Raw genomic sequence first — 18,383 nt, forward strand, 5'->3', positions numbered from 1 at the left:
GATTTGCCGCGATCTTGCTGACCAGCCTGATTTGCATCGTGGCCATGGGCCAGTTCGTGCAGGTGATCACGCGCTATGTGCTGCAAGTTCCGGTGATGGGGCTGGAAGGTCGCAGCCTCGAACTGAGGCGTCAACGGGCGGGCCGCAACAGGCCCGCCCCCAAAGCGCGAAACACCGCTGGAGGCTTGGATGGAAAGCGATTACGCTATCATTGGCGGGGGCGTCGTGGGCCTGTCCGTCGCGTGGGGCCTTTTGCGCCGGGGGCTTCGCGTCACTGTGATAGATGGCGACGATGCGGGCCTGCGCGCCAGCCGAGGCAATTTCGGGCTGGTCTGGGTGCAGTCCAAGGGCATGACGCAACCGCGCTATGCGCAGTGGTCCCAGACATCGGCGGCACTGTGGCGCGGGTTTGCCGATGAGTTGTCCGATCTGACCGGCACCGATCTGGGGCTTCGGCAGGACGGCGGCTATGATCTGCATTTTTCCGAGGAAACACTGGCCGAAACGGTTGCGAAATACGAAGTCCTGAAAGCCACGCTTGGCGGCGATTACCCCTATGAGGTGCTTGGCCACAACGCGCTGCGTAAGGAAGAGCCCAACATCGGCCACAAGGTTGTGGGCGCGATCTGGCACAAACAGGATGGCCACGCCAACCCGCTGAGGTTGTTACAGGCGCTGGCCGACGGGGTCCGGCGCAAGGGCGGGCGCGTGCTCACGGGGCAAAAGGTGGTGTCCGTGGACAAGGCGGACGGGTTTACCCTGACCAGTGCCGACGGAACCCGCATCCGGGCGGCGCAGATGGTGCGCGCGGGGGTGCCGCCGCTGGCCTTGGTCGAGACCCAGACGCGGGGCGATGTCCTGCGGGCCGCGCGGCATCTGCCGCGTGCGATGCTGGGCCTTGGCTATCTGCTCAAGGGTCTGGGGCTGTTACGTGACCTTCGGCGCGCGGGTGTTGCCCGATTCACCGGGGCCACCGATATCCGGGTCGAAGGGTCAGATCATGCCGAGGCCGTGACCTTCACGACCAGGGGGCAAGCGCATCGTATCGCCTGTGACACGGCGCTGTTGCACCATGGCGTTGTCCCCAACACGCAGGCCACCCGGTCGCTGAACCTGCCGCATCATTGGGACAACGCCCAGCGCAGTTTTCGACCCGTGACCGACGGCTGGGGGCGGAGCGCCGAACCGACCGTCTTCGTCGCCGGTGACGGGGCAGGGATCAAAGGCGCGCGCGCCGCCACCCTGACCGGGCAGATCGCGGCCCTCGCCATTGCCCATGACCTTGGAAAACTGACCGAGGGCGACCGCGACCTTTCTGCCCGCCCCCTGCGCCTGCGGCTGGCGCTAAAATCCGCCGCGCGGCCCTTTCTCGACCGCGCCTATCCCCCCTGCGCGCAGGCCCTTGCCCCGGAGGATGCCACGATCATCTGCCGCTGCGAAGAGGTCACCGCCGGGGCCATCCGCCGCAGCGCCGCGCAGGGATGTCTGGACCCGAACCAGACCAAGGCCTTTGTCCGCGCCGGAATGGGCCCGTGCCAGGGTCGCTATTGCGGATCGACCGTCACGGAAATACTGTCGGCCTGCCATGATCAGGCACAATCGCAAACCGGGGCTTACCGCATTCGCCCGCCCATCAAACCCGTGACACTGGGCGAACTGGCGCAGATGGACACACAGGGTGAAGAGCCGCTTCAGGAGGTATAGATGATCGAACGTATGGGGACCGGCACCCGCATGAGCAAAATCGTCAAACATGGCGGCGTCGTTTATCTTTGCGGACAGGTCGGCGAGGGGCCGACCGTTGCCGCGCAAACCCGCGATTGCCTGTCGCGGATCGAGACCTTGCTTTCCGAGGCCGGCTCCTCGCCGGATCGCATTCTACAGGCAATTATCTGGTTGGCAGACATGTCTGACTTTGCCGAAATGAACACGGTCTGGGATGCATGGGTGCCCATCGGCCACGCACCTGCCCGTGCTTGCGGCGAGGCAAAACTCGCCCGGCCAGACCTGAAGGTCGAGATCATCGTCACGGCTGCCTGCTGAGGGCTGCACCCCCGGACCCCGGAGAGCGAGGCCGCGATCTTTGGCATAATGCCTCCATCTGTTTGGCTTCAAACGGACACCCGCGCCAGAAAAACTGTCGGAAATAGCCCGGAACGGACCTCCGCCTGATTTGCGGCGACGCCATCCCTTCAGGCGTCTGAAATGCCCTCCAGAATGGGAAAAGGACAGGGCATGAGCGGGGCATGAGCGGGTATCCGGCCCGGTCGAATTATCCCGGTCCCACCCGACCGCTTGACGAAATGCGGATCCGCGGCATCAATCCCCGTCGTCACAGGCCGGTATCGCGCACATCGAGCGCATCGCGCAGGGCGTCGCCGACGAAATTGATCGCGAGCACGACCAGCATGATGGCCAGCCCCGGAAACACGCCAAGCCACCAGGCCTGAGAAATGAAACTGCGGCCATCGGACAGGATCAGGCCCCATGTCGGCGTGTCGGGCCGCACGCCGAGGCCGAGAAACGACAGCGAGGCCTCGCCAAGGATGGCATAGGACACGCTCACCGTCGCCTGCACGATGATCGGGGCCAGCGCATTGGGCAGGATATGGCGAAACATGATCCGCAGATCGGAAAAGCCCTGCACGCGGGCAGCATCGACGAATTGCTCTTCCTTCAGCGTCAGCACCATGGAGCGTGCGATGCGCGCGAAATCGTCGAGAAAGGCCAGCGCGATGGCGACGATGACATTCAGGAGGCCGGTGCCGAAGACCGCGACGAGATAAATCGCGATGATGAAGTTGGGAAAGGCCCATTGCAGGTCGATATAGCGCATGATGATCATATCGGCCCAGCCGCCGTAATAGCCCGCCACCACCCCCAGCGCGACACCGAAGACCAGCGCCAGCGCGACGGTCGAGACCCCGACAAAAAGCGAAATCTGCGTCCCCCAGATGATCCGCGACAGCAGGTCGCGCCCCAGATCGTCGGTTCCCAGCGGATGCGTGAGCGACGGGCTGCTCATCATGTCGAGGGTCATCGCGTTGGGATCAAACGGCGCAATCAGCGGGGCCAGCACCGCCGCCAGCAGGAAGGCCAGCAGGATGACCAGCCCCACCTGCGCCTTGCGGTCGCGCGCAAAGCTGGTGCGCAGGCGCGACGGGGCCGGTCGGATATCGGGTTCGGAGAGGTCCGGGGCGGGAAGATCGGTCATCAGGAATACCGTATGCGGGGGTCGATCACCGCATAGAGCAGATCGACCGCGAGGTTGGAGAGAACGAAGAACGCCGACACGACCAGCACCGCGCCCTGAACGACCGGGTAATCGCGGTTCTGGATGCCCTGGATCAGCACCCGCCCCAGCCCCTTGATCGCGAACACGTTCTCGACCACCACCGCCCCCGAGATCAGCAGCGCAAAGGCGATGCCGATCACCGTCACCACCGGGATAAGCGCGTTTGGAAAGGCGTGGCGCAGCATCTGCACCCGCATCGGCAGCCCCTTGGAGGCGGCAGTGCGCATGTAATCGGCGCGCAGCACCTCAAGCATGGACGAGCGGATCATCCGGGCGATAATGGCCGAAAACCCGGTGCCGATGGCGATCGAGGGCAGGATCAGGTGGCTGAGCCAGGGCCAGAACCCTTCCGAGAGCGGCACATAGCCAATGGCGGGCAGCCATTGCAGATTGGCGGCAAAGACGATGATGAGCAGGATCGCCAGCCAGAAATCCGGCATCGACAGACCCAGAAAGGCAAAGAGCGACACCGTCGCATCGGTGGCGGTATTGCGGCGCGTGGCCGACAGGATACCCGCCGGAACGGCGATCACCAGCGCGATGACGAAGGACAGGAAGGCCAGCGACAGGGTGCGCGGCAGCGCCTCGAGCAGGATGGTCGACACCGGCTGGTTGTTGCCGAAGATCGACTGGCCCAGATCGCCCTGCAAGAGGTTGGTGAACCATTTCCAGAACTGCACCAGAAGCGGCTGATCGAGCCCCAGCTTGCGCGTCAGCGCCGCGCGCGCCTCTTCGCTGCCTGCATCGGCCAGCATGGCGGCCACCGGATCGCCGGGCACCAGCCGGATCATGAAGAACACCAGCACGGCCACCGCCAGCATCACCAGCGCGGAACCGACCAGCCGTCTCAGAATATAGGACCCCATGGCAGTCCGGGCAGGCCGCGAGGGGCCTGCCCGCCTTTCCCTGTTTATTTGAGCGAAATGCGGTCGAGTTCGTGCAGACCGGGAATACGCGCCCTTTCCGGCACCTCGACCGCGGCGCTGTGCACGAGCACATCCACCGGATGATAGAGGAACGCGCAGGCCACCTTGTCAGAGGTGATCGCGTTGGCCTGACGCACCAGATCGCGCCGCGTATCGGGATCGACCGCCACCGATTGCGCGTCGATCAGCCTGTCGGCCTCGGCCTCGCTGAAGAAGCCGAAGGGTTTCTCTGCCTTGTCGCGGTCCGGCCCGTTGAATTTCGAGGTGGTCTGCATCCAGTCCACCAGACCGTCATCGGGGTCGTAATCCCCGCCCGAGCCGCCGAGTCGCAGGTCGATCTCCATCTTGTTGAATTCCTCGATCCCGATGGAAAAATCCTTGGGATCGACGATCACGCTGATGCCCAGAACCTGCTTCAGGATATTGGCGACGACCTGACCGTCGCGCTTGGTATTGGGCGTGGTCTGGAGCTTCAGTTCCGGAAAGCCCGCGCCGCCGGGATAGCCCGCCTCGGCCATCAGCGCCTTGGCCCCTTCGGGATCGAACGCCTGTTCGGAGTTGTCGGCCAGCGTCTCGTCGAAGAAAAAGCCCATGGCCGGGTTGATCGTGCCATGCGCCGCGACGCCATAGCTGAACAGACCCTGTTTGATGAAAAGGTCCCGGTCGAGCGCCTTGGCGATGGCCAGCCGCACCATGAAGCCCTATTCCTTCTTCAACTCCGCCACCGGCTTGTTGAAATCGCTGACCGTCATCGCCTCGTGCCAGGGATTGATCCAGATCGACTGGAATCCCGGCCCCGGCTTGATATCGACGACCAGATCGGGATTGGCCTGCATCCGCTCGATGAGCTGGGTCGGGAACGGATTGCCGCCCACGTACTGGATGTCGCCCGCTTCCAGCGCGGCTGCGAGCGGCTCCACACCGTCCACCGGCGTGATCGTGATCCGGTCGAGCTTGGGCCGGTCGGGATCGTAGTACTCGGCGAATTTCTCCAGCACGACGCCTTGCCCCAACTGATGCTCGACGACCTTGTAAGGCCCGGTGCCGATCGGCGTGAGGCCATATTGCGCAAGCCCCAGTGCCTCCAGCCCGCCGCGCGAGACGATGGTCATCGCCCGCCCCGAAGCGCGCTCCAGCGATTTGGTCAGGAACGAGGCCTGCGGCTGCTTGAGCCGGAAGCGCACCTCGTAATCGTTCAATTTCTCCAACTCGGCCACGTTGGCGATGACCCGGCTATGCACCGATTGCGCAGGGTCGCGCGAGCGGTTGAAGGTGAACACCACGTCATCCGCATTGAACGGATCGCCATTGTGGAACGTCACGCCCTCGCGCAGCTTGAAAGTGTAGTCGAGCCCGTCCTCGCTGACCTCCCAGCTTTCGGCAAGATCGCCCTGCGCCACCAGATCGTTGTCGATATGCATCAGCCCGCTGTAGATGTTCGAGGCGATCTGGAATTGCAGCACCTGGCCGATCTGCGCGGGATCGAGCGTGACGATCTCGCCGACACCGGCCCAGGCGCATTTCAACTCGCCCCCCGCCTTGCCCTGCGCCATCGCCGCCAGTGGCCGCAGGCCGGGCAGCACCTGTGCCAGCCCCAGCGCACCGCCCGCGGCCAGCAGGCGAAGCGTGGCGCGGCGGCTGAGCCGGTCGCCGCGCAACTCGTCGCGCGACAGACCAAAGAGCGGGTCGCGCGGATCATAGTCATGGGCCGCGCGCAGCTCCGCTTCGGCCCGTTTGATGAGGTCCTTATCGTCCATCTTTCTCTCCTGTTGTGGTGGTTTCTTTTGGCGGTCCGGTGGTGACGGCATGGCAGGCGACGGCATGTCCGGCACCTGCGCTTTCCAGTTCGGGGGCGATGCGGGTGCAGATATCCATCGCAATCGGACAGCGCGGGTGAAAGACGCAGCCCGATGGCGGGTCGAGCGGGCTTGGCACCTCGCCCTTCAGCATCGCCGGATTGCGGCTCTCTTCCGCGATCGGATCGGGGTTCGGAATGGCCGCGATCAACGCCTGCGTGTAGGGATGTTGCGGGTCGGAAAAGAGCGCGTCCGAACTCGCGGTCTCCATCACCCGGCCCAGATACATCACCGCCACCCGGTCGCACAGGTGGCGCACGATGGACAGGTCATGCCCGATAAAGAGATAGGTCAGGCCGTGCCGCACCCGCAGCTCTTCGAGAAGATTTATGATCTGCGCCTGAATGGACACGTCGAGCGCCGATACCGCCTCGTCGCAGACGATCAATTCAGGCTCCAGCGCGAGGGCGCGGGCGATGCCGATGCGCTGACGCTGCCCGCCGGACATCTGGTGCGGATAGAGATCGACAAACCGCTCCGACAACCCGCACATCGCCATCAACGCGACCACGCGCGCGGGGATATCCCCGGCATAGCGATGCACTTTCAGCACCTCGGCGATGATCGCGCCCGCCTTCATTCGCGGATTGAGCGAGGAAAACGGGTCCTGGAACACCGCCGACACGCGCTTGCGATAAGGGGTCAGCGCCGCGCCCTTCAGCGCGGTGATGTTCTCGCCGTCGAACCATACGGCACCGTCGGTCGCATCGACAAGGCGCAGCACCGTGCGCGCAAGCGTTGTCTTGCCGCAGCCGGATTCGCCCACCAGCCCGAAGGCTTCGCCGCGCCGCAGCGACAGCGTAACATTCTCCACCGCCTTGACGCTGGCAACCTGCCGTTGCAGCAGCCCCTTGTGCACCGGGAAATGCACGCTCAGACCCTCGATCCGCAGGAACGCATCCGCCGTCATGACGCCTCCCTCGTCTCGTCTGACAATGGGAAATGGCAGGCCACCTGTCCGTCGAACAGCGGGGCGGTGGTCGTGCAAATGGCCTGCGCATAGGGGCAGCGCGGGTGAAAGCGGCAACCGTCGATGCGCGCGAAGGGATCGGCGGGATTGCCGGCAATCGGTTCCAGCGGCTCGGAGCGGGGACGGTCCAGACGCGGCACCGAGCGCAACAGGCCCTGGGTATAGGGGTGGCGCGGCGCGTAATAGAGGGTGCGCGCCGCGCCGGTCTCGACGATCCGCCCGCCATACATGACATTGACCCGCCGTGCGTAGCGCGCGACGATGCCAAGGTTATGGGTGATCAGGATCAGCGCGGTGCCGTGATCGCGGCAGATCCGCGCCATGAGATCGAGAATCTGCGCCTGGATCGTCACATCGAGCGCCGTGGTCGGCTCGTCCGCGATGATCAGCTTTGGCTCAGCGGCGAGCGCGATGGCGATCATCACCCGCTGGCGCATCCCGCCCGAGAAATGATGCGGGTATTGCCGCATCCGTTGGGCTGCATCCGACACGCCGACCTCTTGCAGAAGCGCGATGGCCCGTGCCCGCGCCGCCGCGCCCGACAGGCCCATGTTTTCCTCGATGCTTTCGGTGATCTGGCTGCCGATGGTCCGCACCGGGTTGAGCGAGGTCATCGGCTCCTGGAACACCATCGAGATGTCGCGCCCGCGACGCTTGCGCATCTCCTCGGGCGACAACCCGAGCAGATCCACCCCCTCGAACCGGATGCTGCCGGAGGTGACATGCAGATCCTCGGCCATAAGCCCCATCACCGCCAGCGATGACAGCGATTTGCCCGACCCCGATTCCCCGACGATGGCCAGCGTCTCGCCCGCCTCGACTGCGTAGGACAAGCCCTCGACCAAAGTCGGCTCAACGCCCTGCTTGCGCAGCGTGATCGTCAGATTTTCGATCTTCAGAAGTGTCATCTTGGCTCTTGCGCTATTTGGTCTACCACATACCAAGCGTTAACGAAACGCATCGACATATCAACCTCGCGGTTTGGGGTTTGGTTTTTTTCCTATGACTTCATTGGTTTTTTCATGTGACCTCACATGATCGTGACCATTTTCGGTGCACACCGCGCGGCGTGCGGGGCGCAGCATCACGCCCTTGGTGACTGGACGCTGTGCCCGATCTTGCCTATTCATCGTGGTCATGCAGGCGGCACCCCGCCCCGTGACGGGAACGGACCGCGCAACAGGACACCACACGGAGACAGCAACCCCATGCAGATGCATCACGAACCGATCTATGCCTCGCGCCGTTCGCCGGTCCTTGCCGAAAATATCGTGGCGACATCGCAGCCGCTGGCGGCGCAGGCGGGGCTTTCGATGCTGGCGCGCGGCGGCAATGCGGTCGATGCCGCGCTTGCGGCGGCGATCACGCTGACCGTGGTCGAGCCCACCGGCAACGGGGTCGGGTCGGATGCGTTCTGCATCCTGTGGGACGGGCACGAATTGCACGGGCTCAACGCCTCGGGCGCGGCCCCCATGGCCTGGACGCCCGAGCGGTTCAAAGGGGCCACCGAGATGCCGTTCCGGGGCTGGGACAGCGTCACCGTGCCCGGTGCCGTGAGCGCGTGGGTGGAGCTGTCCCGACGCTTCGGCAGGCTCGATTTCACGACCCTGTTCGAACCGGCCATCGGCTATGCCGCGCATGGCTTCATCCTGTCGCCCGTCATCGCCGAGTTGTGGCAGCGCGGGGCAGGGGAGTTGGCAGGGCAGCCGGGTTTCGCCGAGACCTTCCTGCGCGACGGCAAAGCCCCCGCCGCCGGAGAGCGCTTTGTCAACGCTGCCCTGGCCGACAGCCTGCGCCAGATCGCCGAGACCGGGGGCCGCGCCTTTTACGAGGGTGCGCTGGCCGAGCGGATCGTCGCCGCAGCAAAGGCCCATGGGGGCGCGCTGATACTGGACGATCTCGCGCGCCACCGGCCCGATTGGTGCGGCACCCTGTCGATGGATTTCGACGATGTCACCCTGCACGAGATCCCCCCCAACGGGCAGGGCATCGCGGCGCTGATGACCCTCGGCATCCTGCGCCACACGCCGGTGCGCGAGTTCGGCCCCGACGACCCGATGGCGCTGCATTACCAGATCGAGGCGACCAAGCTCGCGTTCCGCGACATGGACGCCTATGTGGGTGACCTGCCCGCGATGACCGATATCACCCCCAAGGCGCTGCTGGACGCGGAGTATCTGGCCAGCCGCGCCGCCCTGATCCGGGCTGACATGGCACAGGATTTCGGCTCTGGCGCGCCGAAAAACGGCGGCACGGTCTATCTGTCGGCGGCAGATGCAAGCGGCATGATGGTGTCGTTCATCCAGTCGAACTATGCCGGGTTCGGCGCGGGCGTGGCGGTGCCGGGGACGGGCATTCACATGCAGAACCGTGGCGCGGGCTTCACGCTTCAACCCGGCCATCCCAATCAGGTCGCCCCCGGCAAGCGGCCGTTCCAGACCATCATTCCGGGGTTCCTGATGAAAGGCGGCGCGCCGCTGATGAGTTTCGGGGTCATGGGCGGGCCGATGCAGGCTCAGGGGCATGTGCAGATGGTGCTGCGCACGCAGCTCTGGGGGCAGGATGTGCAGACCGCGGCAGACGCCCCGCGCTGGCGGGTGGTCTCGGGGCTGGAGGTGGCCATTGAGACGGCGATGGCACCGCAGCCCCTTGAGCGCCTGCGCGCGCTCGGCCACGCGATCACGCTGGAAAGCCCCGACAACGCCTTCGGTTTCGGCGGCGCGCAGCTTGTCCACCGCCTGCTCTCGGGGGGATATTGCGCAGGCTCCGATCCGCGCAAGGACGGGCAGGCCGTGGGATTCTGAGACCCGTTTCACGCAGATCATATCAGCCCCCTCCCGCAACGCGGTGCCCGTCGGCCACGGTTTCAAGCCTTGCGCGTCGCAGCGTCTCGCCCACGGGCAGCACCGGGCTTGGCACCTCCGGCGCGGGGGGCAGGCGCGGTCGTGCGCGCAAGGGGTCTGGAACCGGCACCGCCGCCAGAAGCCGCCGCGTATAGGGGTGGCGCGGATCGTGCAGGACCGCCGCGCGCGGCCCCTCCTCCATCACCTGCCCCAGGCGCAGCACCATGACCCGGTCGGCCACCTGATCGACCACGGCCATGTCATGGCTGATGAAGAGATAGGACAGCCCGTCGGCGTCCTGCAATTCCTGCAACAGCTCCAGCACCTGCGCCTGCACCGAGACATCGAGCGCCGACACGCTCTCATCCGCCACGATCACCTTTGGCGAGAGGCTGAGCGCACGCGCGATGCAGACCCGCTGCCGCTGGCCGCCGGAAAACTCGTGCGGATACCGCCTCAGCATGTCGGCAGAGAGCCCGACCCGCTTGAACAGGAATTCGGCCCTGTCCATAAGCTCGGATCCCTGCGCCAGACCATGCACCCGGAGCGGCTCCACCACCTGCTCGCCCACGGTCATGCGCGCATCGAGCGAGGCACCGGGATCCTGGAATACCATCTGTATCTTGCGCAGAACGGGCCGCATCGCCGCGCGTGACAGCCCACGGGTCTGCTGGCCATCGATCCGCACCGAGCCTTGCCACGGCACAAGCCCCAGAAGCGCCTTGCCGATCGTCGATTTGCCCGACCCGGATTCACCCACGAGCGCAAGCGTTTCCCCGACCGCGATGTGAAACGACACGCCCTCCACGGCGTGCAGGCGCGCCACTGTCCGGTTGAAGATGCCGCCGGTCACGTCAAAGCGGACGCTCAGATCCTCGACCTCGACAATCTTCTGCGCCCCGGCCTTGGCCGCGCGCGCGGGTGCCGCGCCGAGCCGGGGCACGGCGGCCAGCAAGTGCCGCGCATAGGCCGAGCGGGGGGTGGCGAATATCTGCGCCACCGGGGCGCTTTCCTCGGGCCTGCCCTCGCGCAGGACGATGACACGGTCGGCCATCTCGGCGACCACGCCCATGTCATGGGTTATCATCAGAACGGCGGTGCCGTGATCCTTTTGCAGCAGGCGGATCAGGTCGAGAATCTCGGCCTGCACCGTGACATCGAGCGCCGTCGTCGGCTCGTCCGCGATCAGGATTTCGGGCTCGCAGGCCAGCGCGATGGCGATCATCACGCGCTGCCGCATGCCGCCCGAGAGTTCGTGCGGATATTGCTTGAGACGCCGCGCCGGATCGGTCAGTTGCAGATCCTCCAGCAGCCCGAGCGCGCGCGCGCGGGCCTCGCGGCGCAAACACATGCGATGCTCCAGCAGCACTTCGCACAACTGTTGCTCGACCGTCATCAGCGGATTGAGCGAGGTCATCGGCTCCTGAAAGATCATCGCGATCCGCCGCGCGCGGATGGCGCGGAACGCCCGCTCGTCCAGACCGGCAAGATCGCGCTCGCCGAGCCGGATCACCCCCCCTGTGATCCGCGCCATCGGTTGGGGCAAAAGCCCCATGATCGCCAGCGCCGTCATCGACTTGCCCGATCCGCTTTCACCAGCGAGCGCCAGCGTCTCGCCCGCGTGCAGATCGAACGACAGACGATCCACAACCGTCTTGCCGCCTTCGCCGGTCGCCACCTGCACGCTCAGATCGCGGACCGAGAGAACGGGGCGCGCGGTAGCGTCCCGCTCGTTGACGGCCTCCGGCTTCATTCGAAGACGATCCGGGGGAAGTAGAACGAGACCACCCAATTGGGCATGTCGACGATTTCCGAGATCCGCAGATCCCCCGCGACCGAGCACAGCAGATAGGCATCCTCGGCCGATAGCCCGTGCTCTTTGCCCAGCAGGTCGATCATGCCCGAGACGGCGTTGCGCGCCGCTTCCATCATGTCCGGCCCGATCCCCGTCGTGGCCTCATAGCCCTTGGCGTCGAGGTGACGCGTCACCGGTCCCGGGGTCGAGAAGCGGGGGAAGGCGAGCCGTTCCTGCTTGATCAGATCGAGCGTGATCTCGACATCCATCGGGCTTTCGATGGCGGTGCCGCAGACCTCTCCATCGCCCTGCGCCGCGTGCGTGTCACCCACCGAGAAGAGCGCGCCCGCAACCTCGACCGGCAGATAGAGCACCGATCCGGCGGAAAGGTCGCGAATGTCGAGATTGCCGCCCATCCGGCGCGGCGGCACCACCGAATGCAGCCCCGCCTCGGCCGGGGCAAGCCCGATGGTGCCGGTGAAGGGCTTGAGCGGCACGCGGGCGATATCGGAAAAGAGCGACGGGGCCAGCGTGTCCGGATCATAGGACCAGACCTTGAGATGCGGATCGGTGAACTGGTCGGCCAAGAGACCGAAGCCGGGGATATTGGCGGTCCAGCCGAAGCCCGAGGGGTGAAACTGCTCCAGCGTGATCTTCAGCACGTCCCCCGGCTCGGCCCCGTCGATATAGACGGGACCGGTGACCGGGTTGATCTTGCTGAAATCAAGGGCGGGCACATCCGCCGTGGTGCTGTCACGGGTCAGTTGCCCGCCCGAGCTGTCAAGGCAATGGAAATGCACGCGGCTGCCCGGTGCCACGATCTGCGCGGGCGGGAACGAATGGTCCCAGCCGTGATGATGGTGGCCATGGATGGTGTAGTCGCAGGTCTTGCACATGGTCTCACTCGCCTGTCGCGGAATGGATGTAATCGTAGTTCACCGGGATATGCACCGGATCCACGAAGAGGCTGTCATCGCCCGCGATCCTGTCTGATACCAAGGTGAAGCGCTGCTCGTGGAACACCGGCACCCAGGGCGCATCCTCCATGATGTCGAGATAGATCGACCGCCAGGCCGCCTCGCGCTCCGCCGCCTTGGCCGGGTCGGCCATCGCATCGGCGGCACTGGCGCGGGCGTCGATCTCCTCGTTGCAATACCACGACCAGTTCCAGCCGCCGGGCACCGCCCCCGCGCAGCCCAGGATGGGGCCGTAGAAATTGGACGGGTCGGGGAAATCCGCGATCCAGGCCATGCCGCCCGACCAGATCATCGGGGCCTGATCCGGCTCTCCGCCCGCTGCGATCACGTTGGCCTGTGCGAGGCTGCGGATCTCTGCCCTGATGCCGATCTCGGACAGGTCCTGCTGGATTGCCTGCGCGATGCGCGGGTTGGGATCGACATTCATCACGAAAAGCTCGGTGGTGAACCCGTCGGCAAAGCCCGCCTCGGCCAAGAGGGCGCGCGCCGCCTCGGGATCGAAGGCGTAGCCCTCATAATCGTCGGCATAGCCCGGCATGGTGGGCGGCAGGGGCTGATTGGCAGGCACCGCGCGACCGTTGATCATCTGCACGATCCGCGCCTTGTTGATCGCCATGTTGACGGCGCGGCGCACACCCACATTGTCGAACGGGGCCATCCGCGTGTTGAGCGTGATGTAGCCGGTATGCAACTGCCCGCCCTCGACGACGTTCTCGGCCTGCGCCGGATCGTTCATCACCTGAAGGAACTGCGCGGGCGGAATGCCGTCGCCCGGCACATCCGCCTCGCCGCTTTGCAGGCGTAACAGCGCCACGGTGGGATCGAGCCCGATATCAAAGGTCAACCGGTCAAGCTTGGGCACGCCGGCGCGGTGATACTCCTTGAACCGCTCGAACACGAGTTGCTGGCCCGGTGTCCACTCGGTCAGGCGGAAGGCACCTGAGCCCACCGGCTCGCGACCGAAATCCTCGCCCGAGGCCTCGACGGCCTCGCGCGGCACGATCGAGGCGAAGTTGAGCGCCATGACATGGCTGAAGGTCGCATCGGGCCGCGACAGGGTGATGCGCACGGTCTTGTCGTCCAGAACCTCGACCCCGCTCAGCCCCTCGCCCTCGCCCGCGTTCCACGCATCGAACCCCGCGATCATCCCGAAGAACCCGGCACCGGGGCTGCGGGTCTTGGGGTTGGTGACCCGGTCGAGCGAATATTTCACGTCCCCGGCGGTGATCTCGCGCCCGTTGTGGAACTTGATCCCGTCCTTCAGCACGAAGGTATGCACCATGCCATCCCCGGCAATCTCATGGCTTGCCGCCAACTCGTTGCGCAGGGTCGTGGTGCCGGGCTCATAGCCCATCAACCCGTCAAAGAGCGATTTGATCATCGACCAGTTCTGCCAGTCATAGCCGATCGCGGGATCGAGCGTGGCCACGTCATCCTGATAGGTCACGATCATCTCGCCGCCCTGCGGGGCATCCTCGTTCACCTGCGCGAACGCGCCGCCCGCGACAAGCGCCAGCCCGGCGACACCGGCCATCAATGCGTTTTTCATCGGTCTTCTCTCCTCTGTCGGTTTCATTTGGTCTTGATGCGGGGATCGATCAGCGGGGCCACCAGATCGGCGAGCAGATTGCCAAGCACGATGGCCGTGGCCGAAACCATGGTGACGCCCATGATCACGGGAATGTCGACGCGCTGGATGGCCTGCCAGGCAAGCTGACCGATCCCGGGCCATCCGAACACGCTTTCGACAACGACAATGCCCGACATGAACAACCCGATGTCGATGCCGATCATGGCGATGATCGGCAGGATCGCATTGGGCATGACATGGCGGGCGACGATGCGCAGTTTCGACAGGCCCTTGGCGCGGGCCGTGCGCACGAAATCCTGTTCCAGAACGTCGATCATCGACGAGCGCATCATGCGGCTATACCAGCCCGCGCCGAGAAACCCGAGCGTGATCGACGGCAGCACCAGATGCGCGAAGGTGCCATAGCCACCGATGGGCAGCCAGCCAAGCTGCACGGCAAAGACATAGAGCAGCAGGATGCCGATCACGAATTGCGGCGCCGAAATCGACACGAAACTGAAGATCATCAGCGAATGGTCGGCAAGGCGGTTGCGGCGCAGCGCGGCGACAACGCCGATGCTCAGCCCGAGGATCAGCTCGGTGACAATCGCCGAGACCATCAGCAGAAGGCTTGCAGGCAGGCGCGCGGCGATCAGGTCCGCCACCTCGGCGCGTTGCAGATAGGACCGGCCCATGTCGCCCTGCGCGAGGTTGCCGAGATAGCGGGCATATTGCACGAAAAGCGGATCGTTCAGCCCCAGTTGGTCGCGGATATTGGCGACCGTCTCGGCGGTGGCCGAGCGGCCCGCGATCTGCCGCGCCGGATCGGCGGGGATCAGGTAGAGCAGCACGAAGGTCACCAGGGTGATTCCGAGCAGGATCAGCGCGCTTTCCATCAGACGCCGGATCAGATAGCCGCTCATCCGTGCCGCCCCTTCAATGTCGGGTCGAGCACATCGCGCAGCGCATCGCCCACGAGGTTGAAGGCGAGCGCCAGAAGCACGATCAGCAGACCGGGAATGAACACCAGCCAGGGCGCGGTCGAGAAATAGGTCTGGTTCTCGAAGATGATGTTGCCCCAGCTTGGCATCGGCGGCTGCACACCCACGCCGAGAAAGCTCAGCGTCGCCTCCAGCAGCACGGTTGTCGAGATCCCCAGCGTGCCGAAGACGATGATCGACGACAGCAGATGCGGCAGCAGGTGCTTGCCGAGGATACGCAGCGGCGACGCGCCGATGGCGCGTTGCACCTGAATGAATTCACGTTCGGCAAGGCTGCGGGTCTCGGTATAGATTACCCGGCTCATCTGCACCCAGTTGACCATGGCAATCACCAGCGCGACGATCATCAGGCTGGGCTGGAAGATCGCCGCCAGCACGATCGCCAGCAAGAGCGCCGGGAACGCCATCATCAGGTCGGTGAACCGCATCAGGATCGCCGCCGTCCAGCCGCCGAAATACCCCGCCGTAATGCCCACACCCGCGCCAAGGATCACCGCGATGCCGTTCGCCACCACCCCGATGATCAGCGATGTGCGCGTGCCGAGGATCAGGCGCGACGCCAGATCGCGGCCCAGAAGATCGGTGCCCAGAAGATACTCTCCCCCCGGCGGCAGCGGGCCGCCCATCAGGTCCAGCCCGTCAAAGCTCTGCTCGAACGGATCATGCGGCATGATCCACGGCGCGAATATCGCGCAAAGCACCATAACCACGATCACCGCCATGCCAAAAGCCGCGCGCGGGCGGCGCAGCAGCTCCGCCATGACACGCCCAAACCTTCCCGAAGCGCGCGGGCGCAGGGTCTGCACATCGCTCATCTGGCCCGCCCCCGGATCGTGCGCCGTTCGGCCAGCAGGCGGACCGCCGCCTCCTCCACGGTGATCCGGTCCACCATGGCCAGCGTGCGCAATTGCTTGAGGGCAAGCGCCTCGTCGCGCCCCTCTTCCATCAGCGCGAGGACGGCGCGGATCACGTCGAGGCGATGCTGGCTGCGGCGGGACATCTCCGCCTCGCGGGCACGGCGCGCCGCCTTTCGCGCGAAAACCGCGTGCGCCACCACCATCGCCGAGAAGAGATTGCCGAGGCCCCCGACCGGCAGGAACGCGTCCACCTCCTGCGCCAGCGCCCATGCGAGCCTGCCGGGGCTTTCCGATCCGATAAGCCCGATCAGCGGCATCGGTGCCTCGGCGCGCGGCCACGGAAGCATCGCGTCATCGGTCGTGTCGATGTCGAGGATCACCATGTCGGCGCGGCGCGCGATCCCTGCATCGGGCGCATCCTTGTGCAACAGCGCGCGCACACCAAGCCGGTCGCAGCGCGCCTCGATCCGCTGGCCGATTTCCGGCGAGCGGTGCAGGACAAGCGCGCTCTGCCCGGAGAAATTATGCACGGGCGCGTGGCTCACTTCACGACCCTCAGCCTTGAGTGTGCCTGCGCAGCGGCGGGCCGTCGCGGGGCCTGCCCTGTCATGTAGGGATCCGCGGCAACCGGCGCACCCGCGCATTGCACGACATCGAACTGTCCATTGCGCGCAATCGCCAGCCGGGGCGTCAGCATCGCGTGCCGCATCACCGGATCAATCGGCATCTGCCCCATGGCGGTTGCCACGGGCCGCTCCGCCGCCGCGCGGAACACCGCCGAGGGCGTGTCGCTGCCCGCCCGCTCCACGGCGGCGGAAATGATCTCGACCGCAGCAAATGAGGTTGCAAAGAAGGACGAGACACGCCCGTTCGGCGCGTGACGCCGCGCGCATTCGCGTAACCGAGCGTCGGCATTCGTCTCAAAGAAACTGCCCGCCGACAAGAGCCCGTCCGCCGCCGGTCCGATCTCGGCCAGATCGGCCTCGGTCTGGTTGAAGCTCACCACGCGGACCGGTTTTTGCCTGTCCTCGCAACGCGCCGCCAGTCCCTTAAGGAAGCTGGTATTGGATGGCCCGATCAGGCTGTCGATCACGCAATCAGCCCGTTGCTCGCGGATTTCGTCGAGAATATGCGCGGGCGGTTCCGCCCCGAGCGGGACATGGCGTTCGCCCACCACCTCGATCCCGCGCGCCGTCAGACACTCCCGCGCCAGCCGCAGCGTCTCCCAGCCCCAGACGTAATTCGAGCCGAGCAGGAACGCGCGTCGCAGGCCCTGCGCTGCGATCCAGTCGGTTACCGGAACGACATGATGGTTCGGCGATGCGCCAAGATATACGACGTGATCGTTGCTCTCGAACCCTTCATAGGGGCACGGATACCAGAGCAGCCCGCCATGCCGTTCCAGCAGCGGGATCATCTCCTTGCGGCTCCATGAGGTGATCGCCCCGACGATATGCCGAACCCCGCTTTCCAGCATTGTTCGGGTCATTCGTTCATAGGCGGCCAGATCGCCGCCGGGATCGGCGATCACCGGCACGATCGGCGCGGCACCGCGCCTTGCCAGCGTCTCCATCGCCCCGAGCGCCCCTGCCAGCGCGCTTTGCCCAAGCGCGCCGTAGCTGCCGGTGGTGGAAAAGACGAGACCCAGACGCAGCGTCACGATGGTATCCTTTCCATAAAAAAACCCCGTCCCTCTGGCTGAGGAAAGACGGGGCTCGATTGCCGTTGGCTTATGCAGCCGGTTTCATGGATCGTGCAGCATCTTCGCCGGTCTGTCCAGCATGCTGTCCTCAATCAACCGAACCCGTCACCGCACCTGACTGAAAATTAATCAAAACCAAGGCGAACATTCTGGAAGAGGCGTGAGCCGCCGCCGATATGTCGAGGCGGCCCTTACCGTTCGGTGCCGTTCGCAGGCCAGATGGCCAAGGTTCCCGCCGCGGGCGCTCATCATCCCGAGGACGGTCAGGCAGGGCGTCTCCAGACGGCGTTTGCCCGGATCGATCTCAGGGCGCGAAATACTCATGAGGGCGGCTATCGCAGGGTGGAGCATTGGTCGGAGTCATCCAGCAAACCCCAACCAGCCGCCCTCAGCCAGCCCTGTATCGTGCAGGGTGATCGTGACGATATCGCCAATACGAAACACATGAGCGTTCAGTTGGGTGCCCGCAACTTATGCGCCGCGTTCTGGACTTTTTTGAGGGTGGTTGCGAAAGGCCAAAAATTCCCATGAGTTTGGAGAGAGGCCCTCGCCAGACAAACTGTCGGGGATTGGCCGGAACGGACCTCCGCT

Annotated in this window: 15 protein-coding genes and 1 pseudogene; 4 read left to right on the top strand and 12 right to left on the bottom strand. The window is 65.2% G+C overall.

Going from position 1 to position 18,383, the window contains the following annotated elements; genetic code table 11:
* The first annotated feature begins 189 nt into the window (after positions 1-189).
* Together ABIE57_RS08835 and ABIE57_RS08840 are read left to right on the top strand one after the other, a co-directional pair.
* Positions 190-1,704 (top strand): FAD-dependent oxidoreductase, encoded by a 1,515-nt coding sequence (locus tag ABIE57_RS08835; RefSeq protein WP_354538647.1) that lies wholly within the window; start codon positions 190-192, stop codon positions 1,702-1,704.
* The gene (locus ABIE57_RS08840) at positions 1,705-2,043 is read left to right on the top strand and encodes a RidA family protein (protein ID WP_354538648.1); all 339 of its coding nucleotides are present in this window, start codon (positions 1,705-1,707) and stop codon (positions 2,041-2,043) included. It abuts the gene before it with no gap.
* A 289-nt stretch (positions 2,044-2,332) separates the two neighbouring features.
* On the opposite strand, the gene ABIE57_RS08845 is transcribed toward ABIE57_RS08840, so the two are convergent.
* The 5 genes and pseudogenes from ABIE57_RS08845 to ABIE57_RS08865 all read right to left on the bottom strand — a co-directional run bounded on the left by ABIE57_RS08845 (position 2,333) and on the right by ABIE57_RS08865 (position 7,955).
* The gene (locus ABIE57_RS08845) at positions 2,333-3,214 is read right to left on the bottom strand and encodes an ABC transporter permease (RefSeq protein ID WP_354538649.1); all 882 of its coding nucleotides are present in this window, start codon (positions 3,212-3,214) and stop codon (positions 2,333-2,335) included.
* A complete protein-coding gene (locus tag ABIE57_RS08850) occupies positions 3,214-4,161 on the bottom strand; it encodes an ABC transporter permease (protein WP_354538650.1) in 948 nt (315 codons plus the stop codon). Before ABIE57_RS08850 ends, ABIE57_RS08845 begins: the two co-directional genes overlap by 1 nt.
* Before the next feature lie 44 nt (positions 4,162-4,205).
* Positions 4,206-6,044 (bottom strand): annotated as a pseudogene (locus ABIE57_RS08855) (ABC transporter substrate-binding protein).
* Positions 5,968-6,987 carry an ABC transporter ATP-binding protein gene (locus ABIE57_RS08860; RefSeq protein WP_354538651.1) on the bottom strand — a complete coding sequence of 340 codons (1,020 nt, stop codon included), beginning with the start codon at positions 6,985-6,987 and terminating at the stop codon, positions 5,968-5,970. Before ABIE57_RS08860 ends, ABIE57_RS08855 begins: the two are co-directional and overlap by 77 nt.
* Complete coding sequence (locus ABIE57_RS08865; RefSeq protein ID WP_354538652.1) at positions 6,984-7,955, bottom strand: ABC transporter ATP-binding protein; 972 nt, start codon at positions 7,953-7,955, stop codon at positions 6,984-6,986. The genes ABIE57_RS08860 and ABIE57_RS08865 overlap by 4 nt, the downstream gene beginning before the upstream one ends.
* A gap of 300 nt (positions 7,956-8,255) precedes the next feature.
* Here ABIE57_RS08865 and ABIE57_RS08870 point away from each other — a divergent pair, with 300 nt between their 5' ends.
* Positions 8,256-9,851 carry a gamma-glutamyltransferase family protein gene (locus ABIE57_RS08870; protein WP_354538653.1) on the top strand — a complete coding sequence of 532 codons (1,596 nt, stop codon included), beginning with the start codon at positions 8,256-8,258 and terminating at the stop codon, positions 9,849-9,851.
* Between the two features lie 22 nt (positions 9,852-9,873).
* On the opposite strand, the gene ABIE57_RS08875 is transcribed toward ABIE57_RS08870, so the two are convergent.
* From ABIE57_RS08875 to ABIE57_RS08905, 7 genes are read right to left on the bottom strand one after another with little or no spacing between them, the layout of a single operon-like run.
* The gene (locus ABIE57_RS08875; protein ID WP_354538654.1) at positions 9,874-11,643 is read right to left on the bottom strand and encodes an ABC transporter ATP-binding protein; all 1,770 of its coding nucleotides are present in this window, start codon (positions 11,641-11,643) and stop codon (positions 9,874-9,876) included.
* Positions 11,640-12,581, bottom strand: coding sequence for an acetamidase/formamidase family protein (locus ABIE57_RS08880; protein ID WP_354538655.1), 942 nt, complete (start codon positions 12,579-12,581; stop codon positions 11,640-11,642). Before ABIE57_RS08880 ends, ABIE57_RS08875 begins: the two co-directional genes overlap by 4 nt.
* A gap of 4 nt (positions 12,582-12,585) precedes the next feature.
* Positions 12,586-14,211 carry an ABC transporter substrate-binding protein gene (locus tag ABIE57_RS08885; protein WP_454283727.1) on the bottom strand — a complete coding sequence of 542 codons (1,626 nt, stop codon included), beginning with the start codon at positions 14,209-14,211 and terminating at the stop codon, positions 12,586-12,588.
* A gap of 23 nt (positions 14,212-14,234) precedes the next feature.
* The gene (locus ABIE57_RS08890) at positions 14,235-15,155 is read right to left on the bottom strand and encodes an ABC transporter permease (protein WP_354538656.1); all 921 of its coding nucleotides are present in this window, start codon (positions 15,153-15,155) and stop codon (positions 14,235-14,237) included.
* Complete coding sequence (locus tag ABIE57_RS08895) at positions 15,152-15,994, bottom strand: ABC transporter permease (protein WP_354538657.1); 843 nt, start codon at positions 15,992-15,994, stop codon at positions 15,152-15,154. The genes ABIE57_RS08890 and ABIE57_RS08895 overlap by 4 nt, the downstream gene beginning before the upstream one ends.
* Positions 15,995-16,044: 50 nt before the next feature.
* Positions 16,045-16,635: an ANTAR domain-containing protein gene (locus ABIE57_RS08900; RefSeq protein WP_354538658.1), complete on the bottom strand. Its 591-nt coding sequence runs from the start codon at positions 16,633-16,635 to the stop codon at positions 16,045-16,047.
* Positions 16,632-17,750 carry a transporter substrate-binding protein gene (locus ABIE57_RS08905; RefSeq protein ID WP_354538659.1) on the bottom strand — a complete coding sequence of 373 codons (1,119 nt, stop codon included), beginning with the start codon at positions 17,748-17,750 and terminating at the stop codon, positions 16,632-16,634. Before ABIE57_RS08905 ends, ABIE57_RS08900 begins: the two co-directional genes overlap by 4 nt.
* Positions 17,751-18,011: 261 nt before the next feature.
* Between ABIE57_RS08905 and ABIE57_RS08910 the strand changes: the two genes are divergently transcribed.
* Complete coding sequence (locus ABIE57_RS08910) at positions 18,012-18,323, top strand: hypothetical protein (RefSeq protein WP_354538660.1); 312 nt, start codon at positions 18,012-18,014, stop codon at positions 18,321-18,323.
* Positions 18,324-18,383 lie beyond the last annotated feature (60 nt).

Origin of the sequence: Roseovarius sp. MBR-6 (assembly GCF_040547525.1) — a bacterium.
Lineage (GTDB): Bacteria > Pseudomonadota > Alphaproteobacteria > Rhodobacterales > Rhodobacteraceae > Roseovarius.